This is a genomic window from Mycobacterium sp. D16Q13 (assembly GCF_002013375.1).
In the GTDB taxonomy this organism is placed as follows: domain Bacteria; phylum Actinomycetota; class Actinomycetes; order Mycobacteriales; family Mycobacteriaceae; genus Mycobacterium.
Genome location: NZ_MAEW01000009.1, coordinates 164,158 through 180,180 on the forward strand (window position 1 = coordinate 164,158; position 16,023 = coordinate 180,180).

Annotated in this window: 15 protein-coding genes; 4 read left to right on the forward strand and 11 right to left on the reverse strand. The window is 63.7% G+C overall.

Annotated elements, in window-relative coordinates; genetic code table 11:
• Positions 1-47: 47 nt before the first annotated feature.
• From B4400_RS10850 to ssd, 5 genes are all read right to left on the reverse strand, one after another.
• Positions 48-761: a MoaD/ThiS family protein gene (locus B4400_RS10850; protein WP_054432060.1), complete on the reverse strand. Its 714-nt coding sequence runs from the start codon at positions 759-761 to the stop codon at positions 48-50.
• 115 nt (positions 762-876) lie between these two features.
• Positions 877-1,047 carry a hypothetical protein gene (locus B4400_RS24620; protein ID WP_165589745.1) on the reverse strand — a complete coding sequence of 57 codons (171 nt, stop codon included), beginning with the start codon at positions 1,045-1,047 and terminating at the stop codon, positions 877-879.
• A gap of 89 nt (positions 1,048-1,136) precedes the next feature.
• On the reverse strand, positions 1,137-1,721 hold the full coding sequence (locus B4400_RS10855; RefSeq protein WP_052511080.1) for a DUF1942 domain-containing protein: 585 nt from the start codon (positions 1,719-1,721) through the stop codon (positions 1,137-1,139).
• A 362-nt stretch (positions 1,722-2,083) separates the two neighbouring features.
• Positions 2,084-3,112: a TadA family conjugal transfer-associated ATPase gene (locus B4400_RS10860; RefSeq protein ID WP_078311569.1), complete on the reverse strand. Its 1,029-nt coding sequence runs from the start codon at positions 3,110-3,112 to the stop codon at positions 2,084-2,086.
• Positions 3,109-4,173: a septum site-determining protein Ssd gene (gene ssd / locus B4400_RS10865; protein WP_502688393.1), complete on the reverse strand. Its 1,065-nt coding sequence runs from the start codon at positions 4,171-4,173 to the stop codon at positions 3,109-3,111. Before ssd ends, B4400_RS10860 begins: the two co-directional genes overlap by 4 nt.
• A 458-nt stretch (positions 4,174-4,631) precedes the next feature.
• Here ssd and B4400_RS10875 point away from each other — a divergent pair, with 458 nt between their 5' ends.
• The gene (locus B4400_RS10875) at positions 4,632-5,450 is read left to right on the forward strand and encodes an HAD-IB family hydrolase (protein ID WP_170914976.1); all 819 of its coding nucleotides are present in this window, start codon (positions 4,632-4,634) and stop codon (positions 5,448-5,450) included.
• A gap of 409 nt (positions 5,451-5,859) precedes the next feature.
• Here B4400_RS10875 and B4400_RS10880 read toward each other — a convergent pair whose 3' ends face one another.
• The 5 genes from B4400_RS10880 to B4400_RS10900 are packed head-to-tail and all read right to left on the reverse strand — an operon-like array spanning position 5,860 to position 11,784.
• The gene (locus B4400_RS10880; protein ID WP_078311571.1) at positions 5,860-6,603 is read right to left on the reverse strand and encodes a Fic family protein; all 744 of its coding nucleotides are present in this window, start codon (positions 6,601-6,603) and stop codon (positions 5,860-5,862) included.
• A 40-nt stretch (positions 6,604-6,643) separates the two neighbouring features.
• Positions 6,644-8,284: an ABC transporter ATP-binding protein gene (locus tag B4400_RS10885; protein WP_502688391.1), complete on the reverse strand. Its 1,641-nt coding sequence runs from the start codon at positions 8,282-8,284 to the stop codon at positions 6,644-6,646.
• 5 nt (positions 8,285-8,289) lie between these two features.
• On the reverse strand, positions 8,290-9,204 hold the full coding sequence (locus tag B4400_RS10890; RefSeq protein ID WP_078311573.1) for an ABC transporter permease: 915 nt from the start codon (positions 9,202-9,204) through the stop codon (positions 8,290-8,292).
• Positions 9,197-10,168 carry an ABC transporter permease gene (locus tag B4400_RS10895; protein ID WP_078311574.1) on the reverse strand — a complete coding sequence of 324 codons (972 nt, stop codon included), beginning with the start codon at positions 10,166-10,168 and terminating at the stop codon, positions 9,197-9,199. Before B4400_RS10895 ends, B4400_RS10890 begins: the two co-directional genes overlap by 8 nt.
• The gene (locus B4400_RS10900; protein WP_078311575.1) at positions 10,165-11,784 is read right to left on the reverse strand and encodes a peptide ABC transporter substrate-binding protein; all 1,620 of its coding nucleotides are present in this window, start codon (positions 11,782-11,784) and stop codon (positions 10,165-10,167) included. The genes B4400_RS10895 and B4400_RS10900 overlap by 4 nt, the downstream gene beginning before the upstream one ends.
• Positions 11,785-11,969: 185 nt before the next feature.
• Between B4400_RS10900 and acs the strand changes: the two genes are divergently transcribed.
• Positions 11,970-13,916: an acetate--CoA ligase gene (gene acs / locus B4400_RS10905; protein WP_078311576.1), complete on the forward strand. Its 1,947-nt coding sequence runs from the start codon at positions 11,970-11,972 to the stop codon at positions 13,914-13,916.
• Between the two features lie 27 nt (positions 13,917-13,943).
• On the opposite strand, the gene B4400_RS10910 is transcribed toward acs, so the two are convergent.
• The gene (locus tag B4400_RS10910; RefSeq protein WP_078311577.1) at positions 13,944-14,639 is read right to left on the reverse strand and encodes a chymotrypsin family serine protease; all 696 of its coding nucleotides are present in this window, start codon (positions 14,637-14,639) and stop codon (positions 13,944-13,946) included.
• Positions 14,640-14,910: 271 nt separating this feature from the next.
• Between B4400_RS10910 and B4400_RS10915 the strand changes: the two genes are divergently transcribed.
• Positions 14,911-15,435, forward strand: coding sequence for a phage holin family protein (locus tag B4400_RS10915; protein ID WP_078311578.1), 525 nt, complete (start codon positions 14,911-14,913; stop codon positions 15,433-15,435).
• Between the two features lie 32 nt (positions 15,436-15,467).
• Positions 15,468-16,023, forward strand: a 556-nt coding sequence (locus tag B4400_RS10920; RefSeq protein WP_139361358.1) for an alpha/beta fold hydrolase, incomplete at its 3' end; no start/stop codon positions are given.

Genomic DNA, 16,023 nt, shown 5'->3' on the forward strand with positions numbered 1-16,023 from the left:
TCGTACTATTTACGTTCTACGTACGTAAATAGTACGTCGCTGCGGTCCTAGGTGCCCTCGGGAAACCGATACGTGGCGGGGATCGACTCATCCGGGTGCGGCAGGCCGTACACGATGGCGATCTCATCGTGGTCGGCCACGATGACCGCGGCGGGGTTGCCCGGCCGGATCAGCCCGTTGACCACAACGCGCAGCTGCTTTCCGGCCCCGACGTACAGGCCGCCGAGATGATCGGCCGCCAAGCTGAGCTGCCATTCGCTGAACAACTCCCCGAGGCTGAACTGGCGGGACACCGGCGACTCGATATGGACCACACCACTGTTGTCGTGCGTGTGCAGAGCGCTCATCGTGCCCCGGCGGGTATCGACCCCGATGTCAGCCGGCACCGGCACCGGCAGGCCATCGACCACCACATCAAGGTGGGCATGCATGTGTTGCACAATGCCTTCCATGCGGGCCATCGGCAGCCCCGCCGCCTGAGCCGCCGCGGAAGCATCGGCAGGCGCAGGCCACGGCGGCAGCACCTGGGCGCCCACTGCCACGGTCGCCGGTGGATGGTCCAAGCCCGTTACCGGATCAGGGGCGGCACGCTGCCCGGCCCGCGAGGTCACCGTCGCGGCGATAACTACCGCCGCGAATACCGACACCACCGCCACACCTACACCCCAGACCCAACGCCCACTGACGTCTGCCCGCAAATCTGGCATCGCGGTGCCCGCGCCGCGCCACCGGACAGCACGCGTTTTTCTCCCCAGAGCCATAGAACAACTTTCCGTTCACTAGATTCACTAGACGGGGCCCCGACCCCACGCCCGGATGCACCGACGCACCCGCTGGCACGGACGAAACGGGGCGCCACCGCGCTCACCACGCCCACTACTGGGTGCGCTCACGCAGTGACCTGAGTTCGTCGAGCTCGGCGCGCAATGCCTGCAGCTCCGATGGCGCCGCACCCTTGGCGCCATCGCCGCCCATCATCGTCCACATCATGGCGCCCATCACCAGCGGACAGACCAGTACCGCCGCCGCCGTCAGTATGTAGGTCATCGCACTCCTGTCCGGGGCAGGCCATATACCTGGAACCGCCGGCCGCATCGCCCTGCCCGCCAGGCGAATTCGCCACGAAGAAGCTCCCGCTAGGACTTGTCGGCGCAGCAGTCCGGGGCAGGCGCGGGTGCGGACATCTCGGCGCAGCACGGGCAGCCCGCATCCGGCGCGGACTTCATCGCCGTCATCATGGCTTTCATGGCCGCCTTGTCGCACCACATACCGGCCGGCATCGGGGCGCCACCGGCGCGGTAGGACACCATCGCCGGCGCATCACCGGTGACATCGAAGTACACCTTGCCGGTCGCGGCGCGCCCTTGAGCCAAGGTGGCCGCCGGGATGCCATAAGGACTGGCCACCTGCCAGAGCACCGGGTACCGCTCGCCGGCCGCCGAAGTCGCCGACAGATCTGGGATGAGGGGAGTCACCGGCCCCGCTGCGGCGTACACCCACGCCGTTGCCTCCCAGAGCTGTCCGGCCACCGGATAACCCGGTGCCGCATCGGCACTCTGGCGCAGCCCGCTCACGGTCCACTCCTGCACCACGGCGCCATCAGCATCACCGATCCGCTGATGTGTGCCCATCGCGTGCAAACAGCCTGGTGTAGCCGCCTCAGCTACCGACACGCCACCGACTGCAGCCATCGCCGCCGTCGCCGCAGCACTCATCAACATCCTTGACAAACCACGCACGCGCTTACCCCTTCCGGCCGAAATCCAGTACCACACACCCAAATACCCAAGCGCCCAATACCTCGGCGCCCAGCACCTACGTACGCACCGGCGCCGCGCGTTCTGTTGTCCCGACACCGATCTACTATCTACGTACATAGACAGTAGATCATAGGTTGGTGCTGGCGATGCAGACCATGGCCCATCTGGTCGTCGCGAGCGGGCCGCTGAGGCCTCAGGCCCGTACCCGCTATCGGTGGACAACCACGAACTCGGACATCGCCCGCGCACGTCACCCCCCAACGTTGAATACACAGCTACACAAAATCATGTATCCCACGGTCCCCAAATGATCAATAAAACACCTAGGGAACAATCAGATACACCACCCGAGCAGTTACAGATAAAATGGCTGCGGCGAACTGAGAATGGAGTGCGGCGCGGTCAAGGCCGCCCAGAGCGCCGAGCGCCTCCAACCTTGCGGGGACTTCTGCCGGAGCGTTCGCATGGACGGTTCCCGCACCGCCATCGTGGCCGGTGTTGAGGGCGGTCAGCAGTTCGACCACCTCGGCTCCGCGCACCTCACCGACCACGATGCGGTCGGGACGCATGCGCAATGCCTGACGAACCAACTGGCGCAGAGTCACTTCCCCGGCGCCCTCGACGTTGACGGTGCGCGCCGACAGCGTGACCACATGCGGGTGACGCGGCGCGAGCTCGGCGGCGTCCTCGGCGCAGATGATGCGTTCTGACGGGTGGACCGCTCCGAGCAGTGCCGAAAGCAAGGTGGTCTTACCTGCGCCTGTGCCCCCGGTGACAAGAAAGGCCAGCCGGGCGGCAAGCATTCCGCGAAGTAGCGCACCGGCATCCTCCGCAACGGTGCCGTCGGCGATCAGCTGCTCCAAACCCTTAACAGTGGGGCGCAATACGCGCAGCGATACACAGGTGCCGCCTACTGCGACGGGCGCCAGCACCGCGTGGATACGCACCACCGAACGGGGCGGACCGATGCCCGTCAGCTGTCCGTCAACAAATGGCTGCGCGTCATCGAGGCGTCGTCCAACCGCAAGAGCCAACCGTTGCGCGAGTCTGCGCACGGCAGCCTCGTCGGCGAATCTCACTGTAGTGAGCCGCAACCCTTGACTGTCATCCACCCAGACCCGATCGGGTGCGGTGACCAAGACATCCGTCGTACCCTCAGCGCACAACAGCGGTTCGAGAATGCCTGCACCGGCCAGCTCACTCTGGAGCTCCTTTATGTTGTGTAGCACATCGCTATCGCCCAGTACGCCACCGGATTCAGCGCGAATCAGGGCCGCCACTGCCGAGGGACGCAGCGTGACATTCTCGGTGGCGAGCCGCTCCCGAACACGGTCGATCAACGATCCGGTCACGCCGCCGCACCCTTGCCGTCCCGCGAAACCAGCGCCAGCACTGCTCGCGCGGCACCCGCCAATGGTGAACGCCCCGATAGCCGTAGACCACCGTTGTCGAGACGATTGCCGAGATTCGGTTCTGGCCGCATAGCGGCGATCATTGGAACTCCCACGATTTCGGCCACCTCCGCCGGGCGCAACCCGCTCGGCGCCGGACCGCGCACCACCGTGCCGATGTTCTGGTTGGTGGCTTGTATCGCGGCAGTCACCAGCGCTGCGGCTGCACACGCCCGTACCTCGGCCGGCGTCACCACGACGACCAAATCCGTACGCTCCAGTGCGGCCACACTCGTCGGGCTGAGCCGCCTCGGCAGATCAATGATCACCGGCACTCCGGCTTCCCGTGCGCTGTCGATCACCCCACCGACTGCCTCCGCGTTTCCGCCGCCTCCCGTTCTATCGCCCGACACGACAACAAGCCCGCGACGATGTGGCAATGCACGACGAAGAGCGTCGAAACTCACTCGACCGCTGCGCATATCAATATCCGGCCACCGCAGGCCGTCGATGTCCTCCCACCCGAGCAGCAAGTCGATTCCGCCGCCATAAGGATCGGCATCCACGATGAGCGCACCTCCCGGCACGCTCAGGCCAATCGCGGCACACAGAACAGATGCACCGGCACCACCGCGCCCACCCACCACAGCAATCACCGGGGCCTGGCCCGCCCGTGCGGTGGGCGGTATTGCTGAACAAGCCTCGACGAGCCGGACCTCATCCTCGGGCAAGGCGAGCACCTGCTCGGCACCCACCGCAACTGCCCTTCGCCACATCTCACTCGTCGGCTCGTCGCGAGAGACAAGCAGGACCCGCGCTCGGCGCGGCAGTCGACTCACCGCATCCAGCGACGGATCAGCGCCGTCGAGCACCACAGCGCCCGCACGGGTCCACGCCTGCCTGCCGATCGCGCCGGCGTCGGTAGCGAGGATCAACGGTCTACCGGTCGCGGCGACGATCCGTTCGATGTCGTTGCCGAGAGTTCGATCGCCCACGGCGACGACGATCGGCTCTCCCGCCATTCCCTCCACGCGCTCCACCATCGAGGTTGCGCGATGAGAGCACCAGGGACGTCGTCGAGATTGGGGATGGATGCGAATCTGTGGATAGATCCGAGATGAACCGCAAAAACCGGTGATTTAACGTCCCCAGAAAAGAGGACGACCCTCGCCAGGGGGGGAGGAGGCGAGGGTCGTCGTGCTTCAGCCCCGGGGGGTCGGGCTGAGACACACTCGGCATAGCCGAGTAACCCCACTATACACACGAACCAGGTGAGGGTGGCAAGACCAATCGGCTGAAAAAAGGGAAAGAAAGGCAACCCTTCTTCTAGCACCGCTGCGTTACCAGACCACCCCCGTTGAACTGCGACTTTCCGGATGGACACGACGGCACACCCGGTGAGATCTATCCTCGAGCTGTGACCGACCACGCAACGGAACCCGGACCCTTCCCTTCCGTTGAGGACCGGGATACCGACGCCATCAGCCAGCCCACGGATAGCGCGCCGGCCCCCAGGACGGCAGCCTTCTTCGATCTGGACAAGACCGTGATCGCGAAGTCGAGCACACTCGCGTTTAGCAAGCCGTTCTTCGACCAGGGCCTAATAAATAGACGCGCCGTCTTAAAATCGAGTTACGCGCAGTTTTTCTTCTTGCTGTCCGGCGCCGATCACGACCAGATGGATCGCATGCGTACGCACATCACCAATATGTGTACGGGCTGGGACGTCGAGCAGGTGAAGGCGATCGTTGCCGAGACACTGCACGACATCGTCGATCCGCTGGTGTTCGCCGAGGCCGCTGACCTGATCGCCGACCACAAACTCTGCGGCCGCGATGTCGTGGTGGTCTCCGCCTCGGGCGAGGAGATCGTCGCGCCCATCGCCCGCGCTCTCGGCGCGACCCACGCCATGGCTACGCGCATGGTGGTGGAGAACGGTAAGTACACCGGCGATGTCGCCTTCTACTGCTACGGCGAAGGGAAGGTGGCAGCGATCCAGGAACTCGCCAAACGCGAGGGCTACCCCCTGGAACACTGCTACGCCTACTCCGATTCGATTACCGACCTACCGATGCTGGAATCTGTCGGTCACCCGACAGCCGTCAATCCAGATCGGGCGCTGCGCAAGGAATCCATGGCGCGCGGCTGGCCGGTGCTGACGTTTTCGCGGCCCGTGTCGCTGGGTGATCGGATACCGGTCCCCTCCGGTGCCGCGGCCGCCACTACGGCCGCCGTTGGACTGAGCGCGATTGCCGCTGGGGCACTTACTTATTCGTTAATCCGCAAGCTGCGACCGTAGTACTAGACACGCGTCACTTTTGGTACGCGAGTAACAAAGTAGTGACCATTGGAATTGCCCCTTGATGCGACCGTCGTCTCAGTGTAGAAAGAAGGTACGGAAGCCTGGCAAGGCCAAGGTCGACTCGGAAGAGAAGGATCGATCTCCCGACCTAGGATTCCCAGCACGGACCACGGCACCCACGCGGAGCACGCCGCGACAAGGGCAGAAGCGTTGTGGGCCTGCGCAATCGCGAACAGAGACGACTCATCAGACTTCTTGGGTGAAGTCCGAGTAAGAAGCGTCGTGAAAGCGCCGAGGCCACCCACACAACCCATAATGCACGCTTGGTAACCGGAGGATCCGTGCTAACGGGCGGCGGGCCGATTTATTCGGACCGTCGCCCGTTTTTATGTACAGACGGTTTTCATCAGCTCGACGCCGTATCGGCAATCGATGTCGCCTCAGCAGCCCCTGCCGTTAATGCCTGACAGCAGAAGATAATCCACGCGGCAATAGCCTCCGGCGTCCCCTCGGCAAAAGCGGAGGAAAGCTCTCGGTATCTTCCCGATTGACGCATCCACATCACCTCCGGAACACCGAGCGCATGCGGGTCAAGACCGCGCGACACTGTCACCAACCGGGATGCCGCGCGCGCGACCACACCATCGGCAGAACCAAATGGGTTCAGCGCCAAGAGTTCCCCGTGTGCAATCGCCGCAAGAATCGGTGCGGACGCCGATGTTCCGCCCGAGATCAGCTGCGCCAACAGCTCCAGCCGCTCGGTATCGACACCGGGGCGCGGCCGTCCCAGAGTGTCCTCGTCGGCCATGCCGGTGGCCGCCAGCACATGGAGACGCGCCAATGCCTGCAGCGGTGCGCGCGACCACACCGATGTCATCTGGCTGAGCGCGTCCCCATCGAGGGCCTGCCCCACACGCAGCGCACCTGCCAATACCGGGTCATCCACCGCTCCATCGGCGCTCAGCTTCATGGTGCCACCATCCAGCGCCGACGAGGATCTGGCCGCCCGCACCGCCGCCTCGGCCGCGGTCACCGGCCATCCCCGCAGATTGGCGCGGTGACGGTGAACCTTGCTCAGCGCGTCGCGAGCGGATTCGGCGGCTTCGGATACTCCCGGCAAGGTGGCCAGCGGCGCGAGTGGATCAGTCATGGTCCACTAACGGTACTGAATGGCTCGTCGTGCAACAGACTCACCGCAACGCCTTGCGCTCCTCGCGCCGGATCCGCTGCTGCTCCGGGTCGGGAACCGGCACCGCCGCCAGCAGACGCTTGGTGTAGTCATCCGTTGGTGCGGTCAATACCTGCTTATCGGAACCAAATTCAGCGAGGCGGCCATGGTTGAGCACCGCGATACGGCTCGCGACCAATTCGACCACCGCCAGGTCATGGCTGATGAACAAGCATGCGAAGCCGTGCTCACGTTGTAGCTCGGCGAAGAGTTCGAGCACCCGCGCCTGCACCGAAACATCCAGCGCCGAGGTCGGTTCGTCGGCGATCAGCAGCGTTGGCTCCAGCGCCAAGGCCCGCGCGATGCCGACACGCTGCCGCTGCCCACCAGAGAGCTGATGGGGGAAGCGGTTTCGCATGTTCGCGGGCAACTGCACCTGCTCCAGCAGCGTCTTGACGCGGTTTTCCCGTTGGGAGCGATCCATATCGGTGTGCAGAGTCAACGGTTCGGCGATCGACTGGCCGATCGGCCATCGCGGATTCAGCGATGATCCCGGATCCTGGAACACCACCCCCACCTTGCTCCGGATGTCCCGCAGCTGTTTGCGGTTGGCCTTCGAAATATCATGTCCCGCAACACAGATAGTTCCCGATGTCACCTTGAGCAGACCTACCGCGGCACGCCCGATGGTGGATTTCCCGGAACCTGATTCGCCCACGAGGCCCACCACCTCACCCCGGCCGATGGAGAAGGACACATCGTCGATGGCCCGGAAGCTTCCCCCCTTGCCCGGATACTCGATGACCGCGTGCTCCACCTTTAGCGCAAGATCGCTTGGCGGTTCCAAAGATTCGTCATTGCCGTGCAGGGTGGCACCCAGGTGGGGCACCGCCGCCAGCAGCTGCTGCGTGTACGGCTGCTGGGCCCGGTGGAAGATGGCATCGGCATCCCCCTCCTCAACGACCTCACCGTCCTTCATCACCATGATGCGGTCCGCCATGTCCGCCACCACACCCATATCGTGCGTGATCAGAATGATTCCAGCATCGATGCGATGTCGCAGATCGCGCATGAGATCAAGGATTTCGGCCTGCACGGTCACGTCGAGCGCGGTGGTGGGCTCGTCGGCGATGAGCAGCCCGGGATCCAGCGCAAGAGCCTGCGCGATCATCGCTCGCTGACGCTGCCCGCCGGAAAGCTGGTGCGGGTAGTGCTTAACGCGCTTCTGCGGCTCGGGCATATCCACCAGCTCAAGGAGCTCGATGGCGCGGTCGCGTGCCTGACGGCGCGTCACCTTCTTATGCGCACAGACGGCCTCGGCGATCTGCCAGCCGATGGTGTACACCGGATTTAGTGCCGTCATCGGCTCCTGGAAGATGACGGCGACGTCCTTGCCGCGCACCTCTCGCAGCTCGTCATTGGTGGCACCGAGCAACTCGGAACCGTTGAGCTTGATGCTTCCGTCAATGCGCGCGCTGGAGGGCAACAGCGCCGGAATGGCCATGGCGGTGGTGGATTTTCCCGAACCGGACTCGCCAACGATGGCAAGCACCTCGCCCTTGGCGACGGTCAGCGAGACACCCTTGACGGCCGGCACCCATTGTTTATCAACCTCGAAATCGACCGTGAGGTCCCTGATCTCGATCACGGAATCTGTTGGCACCTCGTCTACCTCCTCCGCGGATCGAGAGCGTCGCGGAGGGCGTCGCCCACCATGATGAAGCCCAGCACGGCGGCCGACAGGAACAGGGCGGGAACGATGACCAGTCGTGGCGTGGTGGCAAAACGGGACTGTCCGTCATTGATCTGCAGCCCCCACGATATCTCCGGCAACTCCAGACCGATGCCCATATAGGTCAGCGTGGCTTCTGCCGCGATGAAGCTACCCACCGCGATGGTGGCGTACACGAGGACCGGCGCCAACGCGTTGGGAAGTATGTGTCGCAGCAGGATTCGCCATGTCGGTGCTCCCAGCGCGATGGCGGCCTGGACGTAGTCGCTCTGCTTGATGGTCATCACGCTGGAACGCACGAGCCGCATCGAGGTCATCCAGCCGAACACAATCAGCGCACCTGCGACACTCCACACGGTCCGATGGCCCACCACGGACAACAGGATCATTCCGCCCAGAATCGTGGGAATGCCATAGAAGACATCGGTCAAACGAGACAAAGCAGAGTCCGCGATGCCCCCGAAATATCCCGCCAGCGCCCCGACGAAGACACCGATGATCAGCACACCGATCATCGCGATCAGCCCAATCGTCAGTGACACCCGGGCTCCATAGACCACATTGGCGTAGTAGTCGCAGCCCTGCAGGTCCGTTCCCAGCCAATGGGCCGCGCTGATCCCCTTACGGGCCTGATAGAGGTCACAGTCGCGGGGGTCTTTCCCGAAGGTGAACAACTGTGGCGCCAACGCCATCAAGACCAGAATCGTCAACAGGATCGACCCGGTGATGAAGAAGCCGCTGCGGCGCAAGTATTTCCAGGCATTACCCCAGAGGTCCGCCTGCTCCACCAGCGATTCGGCAGCGGCGTCGGGGCCCGACACCGGGCCCGGAGCGTGTATGGGGTCACTCATAGCGAATCCTCGGATCCAGCAGCGCATACAGGATGTCGACGACGAGATTGAAGAAGATGTAGAAGAAGACGATCAACGTCAGGATGCTCACCACCACGGCACCCTCCTGGTTGCGGACCGCGTCGAATGTCGCTCTCCCCAGTCCGGGGATATTGAACACCGATTCGGTGACGACGGCCCCCGCCAGCAGCGCCCCGACATCTGCCCCGATGAACGTGACCACCGGAATCAGGCTGTTACGCAGCGTGTGCCGCAGCAGAATGCGCGATTCGGAGATGCCCTTGGCACGGGCGGTACGGACGTAGTCGGCATCCATGGTCTCCAGCATCGAGGTCCGGGTCAGGCGAGCGACATAGGCCATGGACAGTGAGGCCAACACCAGTCCAGGTAGCAGGAAGCTGTACCAGCCGTCCCGGATTCCCGCGATGGGGAACCAGCCAAGCTTGAAGCCGAACAGGTACTGCGCCAAGAAGCCGAGCACAAACACCGGCATCGAGACCAACAGGGTTGTGGTGACGAGGACCAGGTTGTCGTAGAACGATCCCCGGCGCACCGCACACAGCACTCCGGCGGTGATGCCGATGATCGTCTCGAATACCACCGCCACCACCGTGAGCCGCAAGGTCACCGGCAAGCGTTGTGCAACGGTATGCGCGACAGGACGTTCCTGAAAGTCAGTACCGAAGTCACCGTGTAGAAAGCCCACGATGTACTTGCCGTACCGCACCAAGAACGGATCGTTGAGGTGAAAGCGCTCGCGCAGCTGCGCCATGACCTCGGGCGTGAATGGGCGGTCACCCGCCAGTGCCCGAATGGGATCACCCGGCAGCGCGTACACCAGGGCGTAGATGAGCAGAGATGTGCCGATGAGTACCGGGATGGCCAGCAGCAGCCGCTTCACGATGTAGCGAAACATGCCTGCGTTCTGCCACAAGTGCCGGACATCAAGGAGTTTGGCGGTCATTGCACGACCTCCACATCGGCGTACTCAATGCAGTCCTGGATGCCGATCTTGACATTGCTCACCCGCTTGGAATGCACCGCCTGGTTGACCTCATAGAACAGCGGGGCGGCCGGAAGATCCTTGAACAACAAGTCCTCCGCCTTCTGATACGCCTTGGTGGCAAGCTCCACGGTCGGTTGGTTATTGCCCTGCCGCAGCAGCTCATCGAACGCTGGATTGCTGTAGAACACGTAGTTCGATCCGGCAGGAGGAAGCGCCACCGTGCCGTACAACGACTCAAGGAAGTTGTAGATCGACGGGTAATCCATCACCCAGCCGGACCGAAAAGGTCCTGTCATTCCCTTACTGTCCTGCAACGGCAGGAACTGCGACCACGGCAGGCTCTTGAGGATGTACGGCACCTTCAGGTTGGACTGCAGCTGGTTTCCGATGGCCTGCACCCACGACAACGCACCGGTGCTCGACGAGCTGTACCACAGCTCAATGGGCTTGCTCCGATCGAAATGAGCGTCATCGAGCAGCTTGTTGGCCTCGTCGACGTGCAGCTCACACAGCTTTCCGCAGGCCCCCTTGCGGTACCCGTAGACCACCGCCGAACCGTAAGAAGTGGCGGGCGTGCGAGTGCCGGAGAAGATCACCTGGGTGATCGCCTCGCGATCGATGGCCATGGAAATCGCCTGGCGCACACGCACATCACCGAACCGCGGGTCATACATCGGAAAGCCCAGTGAGGTGATGTCCGGGCGTGGCCGCTCCAAAAAGGCCGATCCGAATTCGGCCCTGGCGTTCTCGTAGGCGGAGTCGGGCAGATCAAGCTGAATATCCAGGGCGCCGGCCTGCATATCGGTGTACGCGGTCAGTCCCTCGGTGTACACGCGCCAGATCAAGCCCTTGGACTTGGCCTTCTTCGGGCCTACATATTGGTCGTAGCGACTCAGCGTGAAACCGACGCCGCGCACCCAATCGCCGTCTGCCTTGAACGGGCCGTTGCCTATGGGGTGCACCCCGAACTTGGCCGGATCCTGAAAAAAGACCTTGGGCAACGGGAGAAACGCGGTGTACCCCAATGTCATCGGGTAGATCGCGAACGGAGTGTTCAGCCGCACGGTGAACGTCAGGTCATCCACGACATGCAATCCGCGCATCTGTGTCGCCCGCGGTGGAATCTTGTTCTTCGGGTCACCCTGCAGATCATCGAACCCGTCGACATTGGCGAGGAAGCTCGAGGAGCCCTGGGCGTTGGTGCTCAGGGCGGTGTAATTCCATGCGTCGACATAGGACTGGGACATCACCGGTTCCCCGTTGTGGAATGTCCATCCGGGCTTGAGCTTTATCGTCCAGTTGATGTTGTCGTGACTGGTGATCGATTCGGCCACCCCGGTGTACTCCACCTCGGCGGTGTCATTGTTGAACTCGACCAGCGCGGTAAATAGCGAGCGCAGGATCCGACCACCCTGATTCTCGGTGGTGTTTCCCGGTACCAAGGTGTGCTCGGGTTCGGTGATGTACATGCTGAAGTAGCCCGGCGGCGCCGGAGTCACGAGGTCACCGCAGCCGGCGGGAAGGATCGCGGCAACACCAACGAGCAACGCGACGGCCAGTCGGCGGAACCTCATCCTCACCCTTCCCTTCGGTAGCTGAAATAGGTAGGACGAACCATAGGCGGGTATCACGCCGATGTCTCTTCATCGACACACCGCCGCGCCCGGATCTGCACGACGACCCCAATTACTTCTCGGTAATCAAGACCGCCCACTAGGCTTTCGAAGCGGACCTGTCTATGGCAGAAAGGCCAGATCAGATGACCGAAATCAGCACCGAACCGGATCGCTACCCGCCGTCACCGGAGTTTGTGGCGACGGCGAACGCGACCGCCGACCTCTACCAGGCGGCCGAGGAAGACCGACTCGGGTTCTGGGCGCAGCAGGCCAACCGCCTGCACTGGAGCGAGCCCTTCGGTGAGGTACTCGACTGGTCCGGGGCGCCGTTCGCGAAGTGGTTCGTCGGCGGCAAGCTCAATGTCGCGTACAACTGCGTCGATCGGCACGTGGAGGCCGGCAATGGTGATCGCGTCGCCATCCACTGGGAGGGCGAGCCCGGCGACACCCGCACCATCACTTACGCCGAGCTGCTGACTCAGGTCAGCCAGGCGGCCAACTATCTGACCGAGCTCGGCCTGGTGTCCGGTGACCGAGTCGCCATCTACATGCCCATGCTGCCCGAGGCGATCGTGGCGATGCTGGCATGTGCGCGGCTGGGGCTGATGCATTCGGTGGTGTTCGCGGGATTCTCCGCCGCCGCGCTGCGGGCGCGCATCGACGACGCCCAGGCCAAGCTGGTCATCACCTCCGATGGCCAATGGCGGCGCGGCACCGCTGCCCCGCTGAAGGCCGCCGTGGACGAAGCGCTGGGCGGCGAGCCAAGTTCTGTCGAACATGTTCTCGTGGTGCGCCGCACCGAGATTCCCGTCGACTGGACGCAGGAACGCGACCTGTGGTGGCACGAGACGGTCGCTCACGCCGACACCACCCATACGCCCGAATCCTTTGATTCCGAGCATCCGCTGTTCCTGCTGTACACCTCGGGGACGACCGGAAAGCCCAAGGGCATCGTGCACACCTCAGGCGGCTTCCTGACGCAGACCTCGTACACGCATTTCAACATCTTCGACCTCAAGCCCGAGACCGACGTGTATTGGTGCACAGCCGATATCGGCTGGGTCACCGGCCACACCTACATCGTCTACGGCCCGCTGTCCAACGGCGCCACTCAGGTGGTCTACGAGGGCACACCCACCTCGCCCAACGAGCACCGGCATTTCGAGATCATCGAAAAGTACGGTGTCACCATCTATTACATCGCTCCCACGCTGGTGCGTACGTTCATGAAGTGGGGGCGCGACATCCCGTTCGCACACGATCTGTCGAGCCTGCGACTGCTGGGCAGCGTCGGTGAGCCGATCAACCCTGAGGCATGGCGCTGGTACCGCGAGGTCATCGGCGGCAACCGCACCCCCATCGTCGACACCTGGTGGCAGACCGAAACCGGCTCGGCGATGATCTCCCCGCTGCCCGGCGTCACCGACACCAAGCCCGGTTCGGCGATGCGTGCGTTACCCGGTATCTCCGCGAAAATCGTTGATGACGACGGGAATCTGCTGGAGCCGGCCAGCGGCGATGAACCGGTCACCGGCTATCTGGTGCTCGATCAGCCGTGGCCGTCCATGCTGCGCGGCATCTGGGGCGACCCTGAGCGCTTCAAGGAGACCTACTGGTCCCGCTACGCCGACAAAGGCTGGTACTTCGCCGGAGACGGCGCACGCTATGACAGCGACGGCGCCATCTGGGTATTGGGTCGCATCGACGACGTCATGAACATCTCCGGGCACCGGATCTCCACCGCTGAGGTGGAATCCGCACTTGTCGGACACGAAGGTGTCGCCGAGGCCGCCGTCGTCGGCGCCACCGACGAGACGACGGGGCAGGCCATCGTGGCGTTCGTGATTCTCAAGGCCAGCCACACCGTCGAGGGTGACGAGCTCGTCTCGCACCTGAAAGCCCAGGTTTCCAAGGAGATCTCGCCCATAGCCAAGCCACGCGAGATTCACGTGGTACCCGAGCTGCCCAAGACCCGCAGCGGCAAGATCATGCGGCGGCTGCTGCGTGACGTGGCCGAGGGGCGCGAGCTGGGCGATACCTCGACACTGGTCGACCCGAGCGTCTTCGAGGCGATCAGAGCCAGCAAGTAGGACCGACTCGAGCGCAACGACCGGGGGCTATCCCACCGGGGTGTAACCCACTCCGGCGGTGCGGTTCTTGGCGTTGATATCGGCCAGCACGGTGTTGATCGAGTACGTGGTGGTCGGGGTGTGCAGCGGGATGTACTTGATGACGCACACCGGCAGCTTGGTCGCAGCGCCGTGGATCATTCCCACCAGCTGTCCGTTCACGGTGACCGGCGCACCCGAGTCCCCTGGCTGTCCGCAGACCTGATTGATGAATGTGCCGGGCTCAGCTCCGGCCCCGAAGGTCACGCCGCATGAGTTGCCGGTGGTACGTCCCAGCTTGCACGCGATGTCACCGGGCTGCGGGTCCGGCCCGATTCCGGTGATGGTGAAACCCTTGTAGGTGTTCACCGGCTGCACCTTCTCGGGATCGAACTGGATGGTCGCGTAGTCGTACTGCTCATTGCCGTTGACGAACTTGCCGAGCACACCCTTCTTGGGAAAGTCCTCCGAGGCCACCTGCGAACCCGCACCACCGCAGTGGGCCGAGGTGAAGCCCACCAGATTGCCCTTGTTGTCGTGACCGATCGTCGTCAGCGTGCAGAGGGTGTCGCCGTTGATGACCAGCCCGGCGCCACCGCCCATGGGCACCTTGTCATCGGCGCCGGCCGCGGGGGCCGCGCCAGCCGGAATCACGCCCGCGACGAGGCCGAACAGCGCGATCAGGACCGACAACCCGTATCGCATACGCCGCCCAGATGACCTCATCGGCGCCTTAGCCTCTTCACGCATGCGGCTCATTGGTGCAGCCTTTCTCATTCCGGCCGCATCTCTCCCCCGTCGGCCATGCCTGCCACCCATTCTAAACAAGATTCACACTGGTCACTTCTGTCACAGTGTTATCGATTGGGTAACGACGCCGCCCGGTCAGACGCGCCGCAACCCCGGCGCCATCGACGTGGCAACATAGGCCGCACGACATCACACCGGACCCGCAAGGGGACACGGAGGGAGCACAGTGAGCAGCCCTGGAAGCCGCAACTACCGCACAGACAGCAATGGTGTTCCGATCACCGTCGCCGCCATTCCGCTGTCCGATCCGAACGCGACCGGCACCGGCGAACCCACCATCGGCAATCTCGTCCGTGACGCCACCACCCAGGTTTCTGCCCTGGTGCGCGCCGAGGTGGAGCTGGCCCGCGCCGAGGTCGTCCGGGACGTCAAGAAGGGCGTTGCGGGCAGCATCTTCTTCATCGCGGCCCTCGTCGTGCTGTTCTACTCGACGTTCTTCTTCTTCTTTTTCGCTGCCGAGATTCTCAAGATCTGGCTGCCCGCTTGGGCCGCCTATCTGATCATCTTCGCCGCCATGGTGTTCGTCGCCGTCCTGGCGGTGCTGATCGGTTTCCTCCAGGTCAGACGAATCCGTGGACCGCGTGACACCATCGCCTCCGTCAAGGAGACACGGACCGTGTTCACCTCGCGAGACGATGAGACCCCCGCACTGACCAAGTCGGCCAAGCCCGCAGACCCGTCGGGCTGGTAACTGATTCACGTCGGCTCGATACCGACACACCTATGCTCTTTGATCAGACGGCCCGCCACCCCGACCCGTCCGTGGTCCGCATCGTCGGCCCATGGCGTCATTTCGACGTGCATGCCAATGGAATTCGGTTTCACGTGGTGGAGGCCGAGGCCCCCAGCACACCGACCGTAGCCGTCACCAGCAGACCGCTCGTACTGCTGCTGCACGGATTCGGCTCCTTCTGGTGGTCGTGGCGCCATCAGCTTCGCGAACTGACGGACGCCCGCGTGGTGGCCGTCGATCTGCGCGGCTACGGGGGCAGCGACAAACCACCGCGCGGATACGACGGATGGACACTGGCCGGCGACACCGCCGGATTGATTCGCGCGCTGGGCCACACCTCGGCCACGCTCGTCGGGCATGCCGAGGGCGGTCTGGTCTGCTGGGCCACCGCCAACCTGCATCCCCGGCTTGTCGATGCCATCGCAGTGGTGAGCTCACCGCACCCGATCGCGCTGCGCACCGCCACATTCCGCAGAACCGGGCAGGGTGGGGCGCTACTGCCTTCATTGATGCGCTACCAGGTGCCGATCCTTCCCGAGCGCACCC